This window comes from Streptococcus mitis (assembly GCF_047459985.1).
Classification (GTDB): domain Bacteria; phylum Bacillota; class Bacilli; order Lactobacillales; family Streptococcaceae; genus Streptococcus; species Streptococcus mitis_DZ.
Genome location: NZ_JASHHD010000001.1, coordinates 234,754 through 249,855, shown reverse-complemented (window position 1 = coordinate 249,855; position 15,102 = coordinate 234,754). Strand labels below are relative to the sequence as shown.

Genomic DNA, 15,102 nt, shown 5'->3' with positions numbered 1-15,102 from the left:
AAACCTTATTTTTTATGGTTTGATGACTTCAGCTCCACCCATGTACGGACGAAGTGCTTCTGGGATGGTTACAGAACCATCTTCATTTTGGTAGTTTTCAAGAATAGCAGCCACTGTACGTCCAACTGCAAGTCCAGAACCGTTCAAGGTGTGGAGCAATTTCACCTTGCCATCAGCTTCATCACGGTAACGGATTTGGGCACGACGGGCTTGGAAATCTTCTGTGTTTGAACAGCTTGAGATTTCACGGTAAGTATTTTGTGCTGGGATCCAAACTTCCAAGTCGTAAGTCTTCGCAGCTGAGAAGCCCATATCTCCTGTAGAAAGAGCAACGACACGGTATGGTAAGTTTAGTTTTTGAAGAATGTTTTCAGCGTTGGCTGTCATTTTCTCCAATTCTTCATATGACTCTTCAGGTTTAGCAAATTTAACCATTTCAACCTTGTGGAATTGGTGCAAACGAATCAAGCCACGAGTGTCACGGCCAGCAGAACCAGCTTCTGAACGGAAAGATGGGCTCATAGCAGTAAAGTAGATTGGTAAATCTTTGCCATCGATGATTTCATCACGGTAGTAGTTAGTGAGAGGCACTTCAGCGGTTGGAATCAAGACAAAGTTGGTATCGCTAAGTTCAAAAGTATCTTCCTTGAATTTTGGATATTGTCCTGTACCAAACATTGAATCATGATTAACCATGTAAGGTGTGATGACTTCAGTATAACCTTCCTTACCATGTTCATCCAACATAAAGTTGTAGATGGCACGTTCTAAGCGAGCTCCGAGGCCTTTATAGAAGAGGAAACGAGCTCCAGTGACTTTTGCACCACGTTCCCAGTCAAGAATACCGAGGTCTTCACCAAGATCCCAGTGGGCTTTTGGTTCAAAGTCAAACTTACGAGGAGTTCCCCAACGGCGAACTTCTACGTTATCATCTTCATCTGCTCCAATAGGAACACTGTCCGCTGGGATGTTTGGAAGAGTAGTGGTAAATTCTGTCAATTTAGCATCGATTTCTGCTAATTCTGCATCTAGCGCTTTGACTTCTGCAGAAAGAGTTTGCATAGCTGCAATCTTATCATCTGCATTTTCCTTGTTGCGTTTAGCTTGGGCAATCTCAGCAGAAACTGTGTTACGCTCTGCCTTGAGGGTTTCAACCTTGACTAAGATGTCACGACGTTTAGCATCGATTTCTTTCATCTCATTTAAGATAGCAGCGTCTACACCTCGTGTAGCCAATTTTTCAGCGACAGCTTCAAAGTCTGTACGAATTCGTTTGATATCTAACATGAGTCCTCCTTTATATGAAAAAAGCACACCTGACAAAGCGTTGGAGTGGCAGAGCCACGGTTCCATCCAACTTCACAGATGTGCACTTGATTGTGTATTTGATTTAAAACAACGGTAGAATTTCAATTAACTCCTCTATCTGCTCGCAGCACCCGCAGACTTTCTGAAAGAAGGGAATAACCTACTTATCCGTTTCTATGATTATACTAAACTTTCTATTTTTTTGCAAATAGATTTTTAAATTTTTGACCAATGGTCTGAATCAGGGTCGGAAGCTTGACGACCTTGTCATTGCCCAATTTTTCGCGTGCAATTTTGAGAATGGCACCTGAATCTTTTGACGCAAAGAGGAATTTTCCTCGATCTGTAAAAACTTCGAAGTGGCGACTGATTTTGCGACCAGTGACATTGGCTCCAATCTGATTGATATGGCTCCAAGGAATCTGGATAAATTGTTCGACATTAACATCTGGGTAAAATTCCAGAGCCTGATCTCCGACAAGGAATTTCCCAACTTTCCCAGCTATAGAGAGGTAGGAAGTTCCTGTGGTATTGAGGAGCACTGTTTTATTAAGTGATTGGGCCATGATTAGTCTTCCTTACTTTCACCGAAAAAGGCATTGTAGAGGGCTTTGATTGCTGCTTTTTCTTGGTCTTTATTGACAACAAACATGATAGAAACTTCACTAGAACCTTGAGACATCATCTGGATGTTGATCTTGTTTTCAGATAGAGCTCGTGTCGCAGTAGCAGTTACTCCGATATGACTCTTCATTTTTTCTCCAACAATCATAATGATAGAAAGGTCGTGTTCAATTTCTGCATGGTCTACCTCAGCCTTTTGAACCAACTGACGAAGGATTTCTTCTTCCTTGATAGGAGTTAGTTCACGAGAACGGAGAATGATAGAAAGATCGTCGATACCTGTTGGCATATGTTCCCAACCGATGTTAAGGTCTTCAAGGATTTGCAGAACCTTGCGACCAAATCCGACCTCGCGGTTCATGAGGTATTTCGACATGTTGATGCTGACAAAGCCTGAGTCACCAGCAATTCCCACAACTGGGAATTCATCACTACTATGTTTTAGAACGATACGAGTACCTGGATGGTCAGGGTTGTTGGTATTCTTGATAACCAGAGGAATTTTTCCACGGTAGGCAGGAAGAAGGGCTTCGTCATGAAGGACTGAGAATCCTGCATAGGCCAACTCACGCATTTCACGGTAGGTCAACTCAGGGATTGAGTGTGGTTGATGGATAATACCAGGGTGAGCTGCAAAGATACCATCAACGTCTGTAAAGTTTTCATAGAGGTCGGCTTTTACACCTGCAGCAATGATAGAACCTGTAATGTCTGAACCTCCACGTGAGAAAGTACAGATTTGATTCTCTTTAGTAACTCCAAAGAAACCAGGAATGACAAGGACTTCATTTGTATTTGTCAATTCTTCAATCTTGTCATAACTTGATGGCACGATGCGAGCGTTGCCCGGTTCACTTGTTACCACAATCCCAGCTTCTCTAGGGTGAACATAGCGTGCATCGATACCGTTTTGGTTAAAATATGCAGCAATCAATTTGGCATTGTTATTTTCACCGGCTGCTAGGAAAGTATCGTAGAGAAATTCATTTTCTTCGATAGGAAGACTGGCCAAGGCGCGAATGCTTTTTGAAATTTTGTCTAGCACAGCTGGTTTCAGTCCCAATTCACTAACCATAGCAGCATAGCGGTTGATAATCCAGTTTTGGCTCTTGCTAATATCGTTACCAGCAACATAATCACGGTAGTATTTAATCAAGGCATCCGTAACCTTAGTATCTTCAGCATTGCGTTTACCAGGCGCAGAAACGACTACAAAACGACGCTCTGAATCGCTTTTTACGATGTTTAAAACTTTTTCTAATTGACTAGCAGAGGCAAGAGAACTACCTCCAAATTTAACAACCTTCATAAGAACTCCTAAAGTAAGTATTTTATACGATTATAGCAGAAAGGAAGGCTTTTTTCAATGAAGAAAATAAGATGCTTTCTAGGATAAAGCGAGCTTTTCTAATCGGCTGAGACACTTTCAGTCGATTTTTTCTTGCTTTCCACTCCTAAAAAAGATATACTTTGAAAATAAAATAATTTAATGCTCAATGAAAATCAAAGAGCAAACTAGGAAGCTAGCCGTAAGTTGCTCAAAACACGGTTTTGAGGTTGTGGATAGAACTGACGAAGTCAGTAACATATATACGGCAAGGCGAAGCTGACGTGGTTTGAAGAGATTTTCGAAGAGTATAAACTGCTTATCAAACAAAAAGGAGTCCAGATGGAACATATTATTTATCAGATTGAAGAGGATTTGGCAATTATTACTTTAAACCGTCCTGATGTCGCTAACGGTTTCCACATTCCTATGTGTGAGGAGATTTTAGATGCTCTGACTTTGGCAGAAGAGAATCCAACTGTGCATTTTGTCTTGATCAATGCGAATGGCAAAGTCTTTTCAGTTGGGGGAGATTTAGTAGAGATGAAGCGGGCAGTGGATGAGGATGATATTCCATCATTAACGAAAATCGCAGAATTGGTCAATACTATTTCGTATAAAATTAAACAAATAGCCAAACCTGTTTTAATGGAGGTAGATGGGGCTGTTGCAGGTGCTGCAGCTAATATGGCTGTTGCCGCAGATTTCTGTTTAGCGACTGATAAGGCTAAATTTATCCAAGCCTTTGTTGGAGTTGGTTTGGCGCCAGATGCAGGAGGAATTCATCTCTTGAGTCGAAGTATCGGTGTGACGCGTGCTACTCAACTAGCCATGACAGGAGAGGCTTTAACCGCAGAAAAAGCTCTAGAGTGGGGTGTGGTTTACCGTATTTCTGAAGCTGATAAGTTAGAAAAAACCAGAGAACAGCTTCTTAAAAAATTAAGACGTGGCTCAGCTAATTCTTATGCTGCCATTAAGAAGTTAGTTTGGGAGAGCCAATTTAAAGATTGGCAAGATTATGCCGCTTTAGAACTGAACCTACAGGAATCACTAGCGCAAACAGAGGATTTCAAAGAGGGAGTTCGGGCTCATTCAGAGAGAAGAAGACCTAAATTTACAGGAAAATAAAAAAATACTTGCACCATTCTTTGAAGTTTGATATAATTCTCTTGTCAAATGTTTTGATTCTAAAAGTTTTTTTGAAAAGGAGGGAAGGAAAGATTGGACTACCAACGAATTAATGAATATTTAACATCTATATTTAACAATGTCCTCGTTATCGAGGAAGTTAGCTTGAGAGGTAGTCGTTTCAAGGATATCTCCATCAAAGAAATGCATACGATTGATGTGATTGGAAAAGTTCCAGATGTGACACCAAGTCAAGTGTCAAAAGAGTTGATGGTGACTCTTGGGACAGTGACGACTAGTTTGAATAATCTCGAACGCAAGGGTTACATTGAACGCATTCGTTCAGAGCATGATCGACGTGTGGTGCATCTGCATTTGACAAAGAAAGGTCGCTTGGTTCATAGGCTACATAAACGCTTCCACAAGGCCATGGTTGAAAAAATCATTGATGACATGAGCGAGGAAGAAATTGCTGTTATGAGCAAAGGTTTGACTAATCTTTACCAATTTTTGGAGGATTTGAAATAATGGCTTTTGCAAAAATAAGCCAGGTTGCTCATTATGTGCCAGAGCAAGTGGTTACAAATCATGATTTGGCTCAGATTATGGATACCAATGATGAGTGGATTTCAAGTCGGACGGGAATACGACAAAGGCATATCTCAAGAACAGAATCTACTAGTGATTTGGCTACAGAGGTTGCTAAGAAACTGATGGCAAAAGCTGAAATTTCAGGAGAGGAGTTGGATTTTATCATCCTAGCTACCATTACTCCAGATTCGATGATGCCCTCTACAGCTGCTCGTGTCCAAGCCAATATTGGTGCAAGAAAAGCTTTTGCTTTTGACCTAACAGCTGCTTGCAGTGGATTTGTATTTGCTCTTTCAACTGCTGAAAAGTTTATCGCTTCTGGTCGCTTTCAAAAAGGCTTGGTGATTGGTAGTGAAACCCTCTCTAAAGCAGTCGATTGGTCAGACCGATCTACAGCTGTTTTGTTTGGAGATGGTGCTGGTGGTGTCTTGCTAGAAGCTAGCGAGCAAGAGCATTTCTTGGCTGAGAGCCTCAATAGCGATGGAAGTCGTAGTGAATGTCTGACGTATGGATATTCAGGCTTGAATTCTCCATTTTCAAATCAAGAAAATGCAGATTCATTTTTGAAGATGGATGGACGCGCAGTCTTTGATTTTGCTATTCGAGATGTTGCTAAGTCTATCAAACAGACTATTGCTGAATCTCCTATAGAGGCGACAGACTTGGATTATCTGCTACTTCATCAGGCTAATGACCGTATCTTGGATAAAATGGCTAGAAAAATCGGTGTCGACCGAGCTAAACTTCCAGCCAATATGATGGAATATGGGAACACCAGTGCAGCCAGTATCCCGATTTTACTTTCAGAGTGTGTAGAACAAGGTCTCATCCGTTTAGATGGAAGCCAGACTGTTCTGCTATCAGGCTTCGGTGGAGGCTTGACCTGGGGCACACTCATTCTTACAATTTAGGTAATCATGTGGTGAACACATTGTTATAAAAAACTATTTATTTTAAAGGAGTCCTATCATGGCAGTATTTGAAAAAGTACAAGAAATTATCGTTGAAGAACTTGGAAAAGATGCATCAGAAGTAACACTTGAATCAACTTTTGATGATTTGGATGCAGATTCATTGGACTTGTTCCAAGTAATCTCAGAAATTGAAGATGCTTTTGATATCCAAATCGAAGCAGAAGATGACTTGAAAACAGTTGGTGACTTGGTTGCCTACGTTGAAGAGCAAACAAAATAAACAGAATATGGATAGAAGGAGTAGGGAAACCCGCTCCCTCTTGTTTAGGCAATAGTTTGATTGTCAAATTATGACGATATCGAACTATTACGTAAGCAAGAAACGATGGAGGCACTATGAAAACGCGTATTACAGAATTATTGAACATTGATTATCCTATTTTCCAAGGAGGGATGGCCTGGGTTGCTGATGGTGATTTGGCAGGGGCTGTTTCCAAGGCTGGAGGACTAGGCATTATCGGTGGGGGGAATGCCCCAAAAGAAGTTGTCAAGGCAAATATTGATAAAATCAAATCATTGACTGATAAACCCTTTGGTGTCAACATCATGCTCTTGTCTCCCTTTGTGGAAGATATTGTAGACCTCGTTATCGAGGAAGGTGTTAAGGTGGTCACAACAGGCGCAGGAAATCCAAGTAAATACATGGAACGATTTCATGCTGCTGGTATTACGGTTATTCCAGTTGTACCAAGTGTTGCCCTAGCTAAACGCATGGAAAAAATCGGTGCGGATGCCGTTATTGCAGAAGGAATGGAAGCTGGTGGTCACATTGGTAAATTAACAACCATGACCTTGGTTCGTCAAGTTGCAGCGGCTGTTTCAATTCCTGTTATCGCTGCAGGTGGTATTGCAGACGGTGAGGGAGCAGCAGCTGGATTTATGCTTGGTGCAGAAGCTGTGCAAGTAGGAACTCGTTTCGTAGTTGCTAAAGAATCAAACGCTCATCCAAACTATAAGGCTAAAATTTTAAAAGCTCGTGATATTGATACAACAATTTCAGCACAACATTTTGGTCACGCAGTTCGTGCTATCAAAAATCAATTAACTCGTGATTTTGAACAAGCTGAAAAAGATGCCTTTAAACAAGAAAATCCAGATTTGGAAATTTTTGAGCAAATGGGAGCAGGTGCTTTAGCCAAAGCGGTTGTTCACGGAGATGTGGATGGGGGTTCTGTGATGGCCGGCCAAATTGCAGGCTTGGTTTCAAAAGAAGAAACTGTTGAAGAAATCCTAAAAGATTTGTATTACGGAGCAGCTAAGAAAATTCAAGAAGAAGCCTCTCGTTGGGCAGGAGTTGTAAGAAATGACTAAAACAGCCTTTTTATTTGCTGGCCAAGGTGCCCAGTATCTAGGTATGGGCCGTGATCTATATGATCACTACCCTATTGTCAAAGAAACGATTGATCAAGCGAGTCAGGTACTCGGTTATGATTTGCGTCATCTCATTGATAGGGAAGAAGAAAAACTCAATCAGACCCGCTATACGCAACCAGCTATTTTAGCGACTTCAGTTGCTATTTATCGTTTATTGCAAGAAAAGGGATATCAGCCTGATATGGTTGCTGGTTTGTCTCTTGGGGAATACTCTGCCTTGGTGGCCAGTGGCGCCTTGGATTTTGAAGATGCAGTTGCCTTGGTTGCTAAGCGTGGAGCCTATATGGAAGAAGCGGCCCCTGCTGGCTCTGGTAAGATGGTTGCTGTTCTCAATACGCCAGTAGAGATTATTGAAGAAGCTTGTCAAAAAGCTTCTGAACTGGGAGTGGTTACCCCAGCCAACTATAATACACCTGCACAGATCGTGATTGGTGGAGAAGTGATTGCAGTTGATCGAGCTGTTGAACTCTTGCAGGAAGCGGGTGCTAAACGCTTGATTCCTCTCAAGGTTTCAGGACCTTTTCATACTGCTCTCCTTGAGCCTGCTAGTCAGAAACTAGCTGAAACTCTAGCTCAAGTAAGTTTTTCAGATTTTACTTGCCCCCTAGTCGGCAATACAGAGGCTGAAATTATGCAAAAAGAAGACATTGCTCAACTCTTGACGCGTCAGGTCAAGGAGCCAGTTCGTTTCTATGAAAGCATTGGGGCCATGCAAGAAGCAGGCATCACCAACTTTATCGAGATTGGACCGGGGAAAGTTTTGTCAGGCTTTGTCAAAAAAATTGATAAGACAGCTCAACTAGCCAATGTTGAAGATAAGGCTAGCTTGGAAGCCTTGCTAGAAAACGAGTAATCCCTTCTCCCATAAATACAAAAGGAAACAGGAGAAAAGAATGCAACTAAAAAATAAAAATATCTTTATTACAGGTTCGAGTCGTGGAATTGGTCTTGCCATCGCCCACAAGTTTGCTCAAGTAGGAGCTAATATTGTCTTAAACAGTCGTGGGGCAATCTCAGAGGACTTGCTAGCTGAGTTTTCAAACTATGGTGTCAAAGTGGTTCCCATTTCAGGAGATGTGTCAGACTTTGCAGACGCTAAGCGTATGGTTGATCAAGCTATTGTAGAGTTGGGTTCAGTTGATGTTTTGGTCAACAATGCAGGAATTACCCAAGATACTCTTATGCTCAAGATGACAGAAGCAGACTTTGAAAAAGTTCTCAAGGTTAACCTGACTGGTGCCTTTAACATGACACAATCAGTCTTGAAACCGATGATAAAAGCTAGAGAAGGTGCTATCATTAATATGTCTAGTGTTGTTGGTTTGATGGGAAATATTGGTCAAGCTAACTATGCAGCTTCTAAGGCTGGTTTGATTGGTTTTACCAAGTCTGTGGCGCGTGAAGTGGCCAATCGCAATATCAGGGTTAATGCTATTGCACCTGGAATGATTGAGTCCGATATGACAGCTGTTTTATCAGACAAGGTGAAAGATGCCATGCTGGCGCAAATTCCTATGAAAGCATTTGGGCAGGCAGAGCAGGTTGCAGATTTAACAGTATTTTTAGCAGGCCAAGATTATCTAACTGGTCAAGTGGTTGCCATTGATGGTGGCTTAAGTATGTAGCAGAAGCTAGAGGTAAAAAAGATGAAACTAAATCGCGTAGTAGTAACAGGTTATGGAGTAACATCTCCAATCGGAAATACACCAGAAGAATTTTGGAATAGTTTGACAACTGGAAAAATCGGAATTGGTCCAATTACAAAATTTGATCATAGTGACTTTGATGTGCATAATGCGGCAGAAATCCAGGATTTTCCGTTTGATAAATACTTTGTAAAAAAAGATACCAATCGTTTTGATGACTATTCTTTGTATGCCTTGTATGCAGCTCAAGAAGCAGTGAACAATGCTAATCTTGATGTAGAGAATCTTGATAGAGACCGCTTTGGTGTCATCGTTGCATCAGGTATCGGTGGGATTAAAGAAATCGAAGACCAAGTGCTTCGACTTCACGAAAAAGGTCCAAAACGTGTAAAACCATTGACACTTCCAAAAGCCTTGCCAAACATGGCTGCAGGTAATGTTGCTATGCGCTTTGGTGCCAATGGTATCTGTAAATCTATCAATACTGCTTGTGCTTCATCAAATGATGCTATCGGAGATGCCTTCCGTTCTATCAAATTTGGTTTCCAAGATATCATGCTGGTTGGAGGTTCAGAAGCCTCTATTACACCTTTTGCGATTGCTGGTTTCCAAGCTTTGACAGCTCTTTCTACTACAGAGGACCCAGCTCGTGCTTCTATCCCATTTGATAAGGACCGCAATGGGTTTGTTATGGGTGAAGGTTCAGGGATGTTGGTTCTTGAAAGCCTTGAACATGCGGAAAAACGTGGCGCTACTATCCTTGCTGAAGTAGTTGGTTACGGAAATACCTGTGATGCCTACCATATGACTTCGCCACATCCAGAAGGTCAGGGAGCAATCAAGGCCATCAAACTAGCCTTGGAAGAAGCTGAGATTTCTCCAGAGCAAGTAGCCTATGTCAATGCTCACGGAACGTCAACTCCTGCTAATGAAAAAGGAGAAAGCGGTGCTATCGTGGCTGTTCTTGGTAAGGAAGTGCCTGTATCATCAACCAAATCATTCACAGGACATTTGTTGGGAGCTGCAGGTGCGGTAGAAGCTATCGTCACCATCGAAGCTATGCGTCATAACTTTGTACCAATGACAGCTGGAACAAGTGAAGTATCAGATTATATCGAAGCCAATGTCGTTTACGGACAAGGCTTGGAGCAAGAAATTCCATACGCTATTTCAAATACCTTTGGTTTTGGCGGCCACAATGCAGTTCTTGCTTTCAAACGTTGGGAGAATAAATAAGTATGAATTTAAACGATATTAAAGACTTGATGGCTCAATTTGACCAATCAAGTTTGAGAGAATTTTCTTATAAGAATGGGACGGATGAGTTGCAGTTTAGCAAGAATGAAGCTAGACTGGTTTCTGAAGCTACAGCTCAAGTCGCTCCAGCACCTGTTCTAGCAACACCGAGTCCAGTAGCTTCTACATCTGCTCCAGCAGAAACTGTAGCAGAAGAAGTTCCAGCTCCAGCTGAAGCAAGCGTGGCTGCTGAGGGAGATGTTGTAGAGAGTCCACTTGTTGGGGTGGCTTACTTGGCTGCTGGTCCTGATAAACCTGCCTTCGTTTCAGTTGGTGATAGTGTTAAAAAAGGCCAAACATTGGTAATTATCGAAGCCATGAAAGTCATGAATGAAATTCCAGCACCTAAGGATGGTGTGGTAACGGAAATTCTCGTTTCGAACGAAGAAATGGTTGAGTTTGGTAAAGGATTGGTACGCATCAAATGATCGATATTCAAGGAATCAAAGAAGCTCTACCTCACCGCTATCCCATGCTCCTAGTGGATCGTGTGTTGGAAGTGAGCGAGGATACCATTGTTGCCATCAAAAATGTGACCATCAACGAACCCTTCTTTAACGGCCATTTCCCTCAATATCCAGTTATGCCAGGTGTTCTGATTATGGAAGCCTTGGCGCAAACAGCTGGTGTCTTGGAGTTGTCTAAGCCTGAAAATAAAGGGAAACTGGTCTTCTACGCTGGTATGGACAAGGTTAAATTCAAGAAGCAAGTTGTACCTGGAGATCAATTGCTTATGACGGCAACCTTTGTAAAACGTCGTGGCACCATTGCTGTGGTTGAAGCAAAGGCTGAAGTGGATGGCAAGCTTGCAGCTAGTGGTACTCTTACCTTTGCAATAGGGAACTAAGGAGGTTCTCCATGTTTCGAAAAATTTTAATTGCCAATCGTGGTGAAATTGCGGTTCGGATTATCCGTGCAGCGCGTGAATTGGGGATTGCGACGGTAGCAGTTTATTCAACTGCTGATAAGGAAGCCCTTCATACGCTTTTGGCAGATGAAGCAGTTTGTATCGGTCCTGGCAAGGCAACAGAGTCTTATCTCAATATCAATGCGGTTCTATCAGCTGCAGTCTTGACTGAGGCAGAAGCCATTCACCCAGGTTTTGGATTTCTCAGTGAAAATTCCAAATTTGCAACCATGTGTGAAGAGGTTGGAATCAAGTTTATTGGTCCATCTGGTCATGTTATGGATATGATGGGAGACAAGATCAATGCGCGTGCTCAGATGATTAAAGCAGGTGTGACAGTTATTCCAGGTTCGGATGGAGAAGTGCATAACTCCGAGGAAGCTTTGATTGTTGCAGAAAAAATTGGCTATCCTGTTATGCTCAAGGCTTCAGCAGGTGGAGGTGGTAAAGGGATTCGTAAGGTTGAAAAACCAGAAGACCTCGTTTCAGCCTTTGAAACTGCCTCTAGTGAAGCCAAAGCCAATTATGGCAATGGTGCCATGTACATAGAACGGGTCATCTATCCAGCTCGTCACATCGAGGTTCAAATCCTAGGAGATGAGCATGGACATGTGATTCATTTAGGTGAACGGGATTGTTCTCTTCAACGGAATAATCAAAAGGTTTTGGAAGAAAGTCCTTCGATTGCAATCGGAAAAACGCTGCGTCATGAAATCGGTGCTGCTGCTGTTCGCGCTGCAGAGTCTGTAGGCTATGAAAATGCAGGGACCATTGAGTTTCTTCTTGATGAAGCCAGTGGCAACTTCTATTTTATGGAGATGAACACCCGTGTACAAGTAGAACATCCAGTAACAGAATTTGTTTCAGGTGTTGATATCGTTAAGGAACAGATTCGCATTGCGGCAGGTCAGCCCCTGTCTGTTAAGCAAGAAGATATTGTCCTACGCGGTCATGCCATCGAGTGTCGTATCAATGCTGAAAATCCAGCTTTCAACTTTGCTCCAAGTCCAGGTAAGATTACCAATCTCTATCTGCCAAGTGGAGGAGTTGGCTTGCGCGTGGATTCAGCAGTTTATCCAGGTTATACCATTCCACCCTATTATGATAGTATGATTGCCAAAATCATCGTTCACGGTGAAAATCGTTTTGATGCACTTATGAAAATGCAACGTGCCCTCTATGAACTAGAGATAGAGGGGGTGCAGACCAATGCAGATTTCCAGCTTGACCTTATTTCAGATCGCAATGTCATTGCTGGGGATTATGATACTTCCTTCTTGATGGAAACCTTCTTACCCAAATATCAAGAAAAAGAATAAAATGACTTCAAGAGTTTAAACCGAAAAGGGGAATCAATGGCTCTATTTAGTAAAAAAGATAAGTATATTCGAATCAATCCCAATCGTTCGGTTAGGGAAAAACCTCAAGCTAAGCCAGAGGTTCCAGATGAATTATTCTCCCAGTGTCCGGGTTGTAAGCATACCATCTATCAGAAGGATCTGGGAAGTGAGCGTATCTGTCCGCACTGTAGCTATACCTTTCGTATTTCTGCCCAAGAACGCTTGGCTTTGACGATTGATATGGGAACCTTCAAGGAATTGTTTACAGGGATTGAAAGCAAGGATCCCTTGCATTTCCCTGGTTATCAAAAGAAACTAGCGGCTATGCGTGAAAAAACAGGGCTGGATGAAGCTGTTGTGACAGGAACTGCTCTTATTAAAGGTCAGACTGTGGCTCTTGGGATTATGGATTCCAACTTTATCATGGCTTCTATGGGTACAGTTGTAGGGGAAAAAATCACTCGTTTGTTTGAGTATGCGACTGTTGAACAGTTGCCAGTGATTCTCTTCACCGCCTCTGGTGGAGCCCGTATGCAGGAAGGAATCATGAGTCTCATGCAGATGGCCAAGATTTCGGCAGCGGTTAAACGCCATTCAAATGCTGGTCTCTTTTACCTGACCATTTTGACAGATCCAACGACAGGTGGTGTAACAGCTTCTTTCGCTATGGAAGGCGATATCATTCTGGCTGAACCACAGAGTTTGGTCGGTTTTGCTGGGCGTCGTGTGATTGAAAATACGGTTCGTGAAAGCTTGCCTGAGGATTTTCAAAAGGCAGAATTTCTACTTGAACATGGCTTTGTGGATGCTATTGTCAAAAGAAGAGATTTGCCAGATACGATTGCTAGTCTAGTCAGATTGCACGGAGGGGGTTCTAGATGAATATTGCAAAAATAGTCAGAGAAGCGCGTGAGCAGAGTCGCTTGACAACCTTAGATTTTGCGACAGGCATTTTTGATGACTTTATCCAATTACACGGTGACCGTTCTTTTCGTGACGATGGTGCAGTTGTTGGTGGTATTGGCTGGCTTGGGGAACAAGCTGTAACAGTGATTGGTATCCAAAAAGGCAAGAGTTTACAAGATAACCTTAAACGGAATTTTGGACAACCGCATCCAGAAGGTTACCGCAAGGCCCTACGGTTGATGAAACAGGCTGAAAAGTTTGGCCGTCCAGTGGTGACCTTTATCAATACAGCAGGTGCTTATCCTGGTGTCGGAGCGGAAGAACGTGGACAGGGAGAAGCTATTGCTCGCAATCTCATGGAAATGAGTGACCTGAAAATTCCTATTATCGCCATCATTATCGGTGAAGGTGGTTCAGGCGGGGCTCTGGCTCTAGCAGTCGCTGACCGTGTCTGGATGCTGGAAAATTCTATTTATGCTATTCTCAGTCCAGAAGGCTTTGCTTCCATTCTATGGAAAGACGGCAGTCGTGCCATGGAAGCGGCAGAACTGATGAAAATCACTTCGCATGAACTGTTAGAAATGGATGTGGTGGACAAGGTGATTTCTGAAGCAGGACTTTCTAGTAAAGAACTGATTAAGAGTGTCAAGAAAGAACTTCAAGCTGAGCTAGCTAGACTTTCACAAAAACCGCTAGCAGAGTTGTTGGAAGAACGCTATCAACGATTTAGAAAATACTAATTCTTCAGAATACGCAAAAACTAGAACTGACTGTCAGTTCTAGTTTTTGTGTGGGTCTCACTCTGTGTAGATGGGAAAGTCAAAAGGTGCTTGGAAGACCAAACACCTTTTCGATTATTCATTTTCTTCAGTTACAAATTGACTAAGCAGTCCGTTGATAAAGCGGGCTGATTTTTGATCTGAAAAATTCTTAGCGAGTTCAATAGCTTCATTGACTGCTACCAGCTGAGGTGTGTCAAATGAAGTGATTTCAAAGATACCCAAGCGTAGTAAGTTTTTTTCGACCAAGGTCAAGCGTTCAACTGTCCAGCCTGACTTGAGGTGCTGGTTGATTTGTTTATCCAACTCGTCTTTTTGAGCTTGAACACCAGAAACCAAGTTTAGAAGAAAGGCAGGGATTTGCACATCTGTATCTTCACGGTCATGCGTGTAGGCAAAGTGACAAGCTGTTTCCATATCTGTGTCGAATTCAAGGCTCATAAGAGCTTGAAAAGCGCATTTACGAAGTTCGCGTCTAGATTCTAATAATGGACTAGTCATTGAGGAAGTCCTCGTTAAATAGATCTTTCAACTCAGGTTTTGGTGTTTTATCTGGAACGATTCCTGCAACATGTATATTGACAGCAGCAAGTTCCACATCAGCCATATCACGGACAGCATCTTTAACCGCTTTTTGAATAGCCAGAGCAACTTTTGGTACTTTCACACCGTACTCAAGATAGAGATAGATATCAGCTGTCAGCTCTTCTTCGATATTTTTTAAATAAACACCACGACCAAGAGAGAGTTTTGATAGAGTATCAGATACGGATTTATTTGAAAATGAGTGAACACCATCAACTTTAGCAGTTGCGATGGCAATGATTTTTTCAAGTACACGTGGAGCGATAACGATTTCGCCAAATTGTTCTTCAATTCCCATAGAATGACCTCTTTCTAGA

General features: G+C 42.3%; 18 protein-coding genes. 13 read left to right on the top strand and 5 right to left on the bottom strand.

Going from position 1 to position 15,102, the window contains the following annotated elements:
• Window positions 1-12: 12 nt before the first annotated feature.
• The 3 genes from serS to QM959_RS01185 all read right to left on the bottom strand — a co-directional run bounded on the left by serS (window position 13) and on the right by QM959_RS01185 (window position 3,241).
• The gene (gene serS, locus QM959_RS01195) at window positions 13-1,287 is read right to left on the bottom strand and encodes a serine--tRNA ligase (RefSeq protein WP_414370861.1); all 1,275 of its coding nucleotides are present in this window, start codon (window positions 1,285-1,287) and stop codon (window positions 13-15) included.
• A gap of 215 nt (window positions 1,288-1,502) precedes the next feature.
• Window positions 1,503-1,874, bottom strand: coding sequence for a DUF956 family protein (locus tag QM959_RS01190; protein WP_000079349.1), 372 nt, complete (start codon window positions 1,872-1,874; stop codon window positions 1,503-1,505).
• 2 nt (window positions 1,875-1,876) lie between these two features.
• A complete protein-coding gene (locus QM959_RS01185) occupies window positions 1,877-3,241 on the bottom strand; it encodes an aspartate kinase (protein WP_247935257.1) in 1,365 nt (454 codons plus the stop codon).
• Window positions 3,242-3,601: 360 nt separating this feature from the next.
• Between QM959_RS01185 and QM959_RS01180 the strand changes: the two genes are divergently transcribed.
• From QM959_RS01180 to QM959_RS01120, 13 genes are all read left to right on the top strand, one after another.
• Window positions 3,602-4,387 carry an enoyl-CoA hydratase gene (locus QM959_RS01180; protein ID WP_247935256.1) on the top strand — a complete coding sequence of 262 codons (786 nt, stop codon included), beginning with the start codon at window positions 3,602-3,604 and terminating at the stop codon, window positions 4,385-4,387.
• 93 nt (window positions 4,388-4,480) lie between these two features.
• Window positions 4,481-4,915, top strand: a complete 435-nt coding sequence (locus QM959_RS01175; protein WP_247935255.1) for a MarR family winged helix-turn-helix transcriptional regulator — start codon at window positions 4,481-4,483, stop codon at window positions 4,913-4,915.
• Window positions 4,915-5,889: a beta-ketoacyl-ACP synthase III gene (locus tag QM959_RS01170; RefSeq protein ID WP_247935254.1), complete on the top strand. Its 975-nt coding sequence runs from the start codon at window positions 4,915-4,917 to the stop codon at window positions 5,887-5,889. Before QM959_RS01175 ends, QM959_RS01170 begins: the two co-directional genes overlap by 1 nt.
• 58 nt (window positions 5,890-5,947) lie before the next feature.
• The gene (locus QM959_RS01165) at window positions 5,948-6,172 is read left to right on the top strand and encodes an acyl carrier protein (protein ID WP_000257838.1); all 225 of its coding nucleotides are present in this window, start codon (window positions 5,948-5,950) and stop codon (window positions 6,170-6,172) included.
• 116 nt (window positions 6,173-6,288) lie between these two features.
• Window positions 6,289-7,263: an enoyl-[acyl-carrier-protein] reductase FabK gene (fabK, locus tag QM959_RS01160; protein ID WP_033684213.1), complete on the top strand. Its 975-nt coding sequence runs from the start codon at window positions 6,289-6,291 to the stop codon at window positions 7,261-7,263.
• Window positions 7,256-8,179, top strand: coding sequence for an ACP S-malonyltransferase (gene fabD / locus QM959_RS01155; protein WP_414370857.1), 924 nt, complete (start codon window positions 7,256-7,258; stop codon window positions 8,177-8,179). The genes fabK and fabD overlap by 8 nt, the downstream gene beginning before the upstream one ends.
• Window positions 8,180-8,219: 40 nt before the next feature.
• On the top strand, window positions 8,220-8,951 hold the full coding sequence (gene fabG, locus QM959_RS01150; RefSeq protein ID WP_414370855.1) for a 3-oxoacyl-[acyl-carrier-protein] reductase: 732 nt from the start codon (window positions 8,220-8,222) through the stop codon (window positions 8,949-8,951).
• A gap of 21 nt (window positions 8,952-8,972) precedes the next feature.
• On the top strand, window positions 8,973-10,208 hold the full coding sequence (gene fabF / locus QM959_RS01145) for a beta-ketoacyl-ACP synthase II (protein WP_414370854.1): 1,236 nt from the start codon (window positions 8,973-8,975) through the stop codon (window positions 10,206-10,208).
• A 2-nt stretch (window positions 10,209-10,210) separates the two neighbouring features.
• Entirely contained in the window at window positions 10,211-10,696 is a 486-nt protein-coding gene (accB, locus tag QM959_RS01140; protein WP_414370852.1) for an acetyl-CoA carboxylase biotin carboxyl carrier protein, read from the top strand.
• Window positions 10,693-11,115 (top strand): 3-hydroxyacyl-ACP dehydratase FabZ, encoded by a 423-nt coding sequence (gene fabZ / locus QM959_RS01135; RefSeq protein WP_000565509.1) that lies wholly within the window; start codon window positions 10,693-10,695, stop codon window positions 11,113-11,115. Before accB ends, fabZ begins: the two co-directional genes overlap by 4 nt.
• An 11-nt stretch (window positions 11,116-11,126) precedes the next feature.
• Window positions 11,127-12,494, top strand: coding sequence for an acetyl-CoA carboxylase biotin carboxylase subunit (accC, locus tag QM959_RS01130; RefSeq protein WP_414370851.1), 1,368 nt, complete (start codon window positions 11,127-11,129; stop codon window positions 12,492-12,494).
• A 36-nt stretch (window positions 12,495-12,530) separates the two neighbouring features.
• On the top strand, window positions 12,531-13,397 hold the full coding sequence (gene accD / locus QM959_RS01125) for an acetyl-CoA carboxylase, carboxyltransferase subunit beta (protein WP_414370849.1): 867 nt from the start codon (window positions 12,531-12,533) through the stop codon (window positions 13,395-13,397).
• Entirely contained in the window at window positions 13,394-14,161 is a 768-nt protein-coding gene (locus QM959_RS01120; RefSeq protein ID WP_414370847.1) for an acetyl-CoA carboxylase carboxyl transferase subunit alpha, read from the top strand. The genes accD and QM959_RS01120 overlap by 4 nt, the downstream gene beginning before the upstream one ends.
• A gap of 114 nt (window positions 14,162-14,275) precedes the next feature.
• Here the strand turns inward: QM959_RS01120 and nusB are convergent, their stop codons facing one another.
• Together nusB and QM959_RS01110 are read right to left on the bottom strand one after the other, a co-directional pair.
• Window positions 14,276-14,701, bottom strand: a complete 426-nt coding sequence (gene nusB / locus QM959_RS01115) for a transcription antitermination factor NusB (RefSeq protein WP_247935246.1) — start codon at window positions 14,699-14,701, stop codon at window positions 14,276-14,278.
• Window positions 14,694-15,083 carry an Asp23/Gls24 family envelope stress response protein gene (locus tag QM959_RS01110; RefSeq protein WP_247935245.1) on the bottom strand — a complete coding sequence of 130 codons (390 nt, stop codon included), beginning with the start codon at window positions 15,081-15,083 and terminating at the stop codon, window positions 14,694-14,696. The genes nusB and QM959_RS01110 overlap by 8 nt, the downstream gene beginning before the upstream one ends.
• Between the last annotated feature and the right edge of the window lie 19 nt (window positions 15,084-15,102).

What these genes read in the sequence shown, in the direction of transcription:
- serS (WP_414370861.1), bottom strand. Translation starts at nt 1,287, where the DNA reads ATGTTAGATATCAAACGAATTCGTACAGACTTTGAAGCTGTCGCTGAA.
- QM959_RS01190 (WP_000079349.1), bottom strand. Translation starts at nt 1,874, where the DNA reads ATGGCCCAATCACTTAATAAAACAGTGCTCCTCAATACCACAGGAACT.
- QM959_RS01185 (WP_247935257.1), bottom strand. Translation starts at nt 3,241, where the DNA reads ATGAAGGTTGTTAAATTTGGAGGTAGTTCTCTTGCCTCTGCTAGTCAA.
- QM959_RS01180 (WP_247935256.1), top strand. Translation starts at nt 3,602, where the DNA reads ATGGAACATATTATTTATCAGATTGAAGAGGATTTGGCAATTATTACT.
- QM959_RS01170 (WP_247935254.1), top strand. Translation starts at nt 4,915, where the DNA reads ATGGCTTTTGCAAAAATAAGCCAGGTTGCTCATTATGTGCCAGAGCAA.
- QM959_RS01165 (WP_000257838.1), top strand. Translation starts at nt 5,948, where the DNA reads ATGGCAGTATTTGAAAAAGTACAAGAAATTATCGTTGAAGAACTTGGA.
- fabK (WP_033684213.1), top strand. Translation starts at nt 6,289, where the DNA reads ATGAAAACGCGTATTACAGAATTATTGAACATTGATTATCCTATTTTC.
- fabD (WP_414370857.1), top strand. Translation starts at nt 7,256, where the DNA reads ATGACTAAAACAGCCTTTTTATTTGCTGGCCAAGGTGCCCAGTATCTA.
- fabG (WP_414370855.1), top strand. Translation starts at nt 8,220, where the DNA reads ATGCAACTAAAAAATAAAAATATCTTTATTACAGGTTCGAGTCGTGGA.
- fabF (WP_414370854.1), top strand. Translation starts at nt 8,973, where the DNA reads ATGAAACTAAATCGCGTAGTAGTAACAGGTTATGGAGTAACATCTCCA.
- accB (WP_414370852.1), top strand. Translation starts at nt 10,211, where the DNA reads ATGAATTTAAACGATATTAAAGACTTGATGGCTCAATTTGACCAATCA.
- fabZ (WP_000565509.1), top strand. Translation starts at nt 10,693, where the DNA reads ATGATCGATATTCAAGGAATCAAAGAAGCTCTACCTCACCGCTATCCC.
- accC (WP_414370851.1), top strand. Translation starts at nt 11,127, where the DNA reads ATGTTTCGAAAAATTTTAATTGCCAATCGTGGTGAAATTGCGGTTCGG.
- accD (WP_414370849.1), top strand. Translation starts at nt 12,531, where the DNA reads ATGGCTCTATTTAGTAAAAAAGATAAGTATATTCGAATCAATCCCAAT.
- QM959_RS01120 (WP_414370847.1), top strand. Translation starts at nt 13,394, where the DNA reads ATGAATATTGCAAAAATAGTCAGAGAAGCGCGTGAGCAGAGTCGCTTG.
- nusB (WP_247935246.1), bottom strand. Translation starts at nt 14,701, where the DNA reads ATGACTAGTCCATTATTAGAATCTAGACGCGAACTTCGTAAATGCGCT.
- QM959_RS01110 (WP_247935245.1), bottom strand. Translation starts at nt 15,083, where the DNA reads ATGGGAATTGAAGAACAATTTGGCGAAATCGTTATCGCTCCACGTGTA.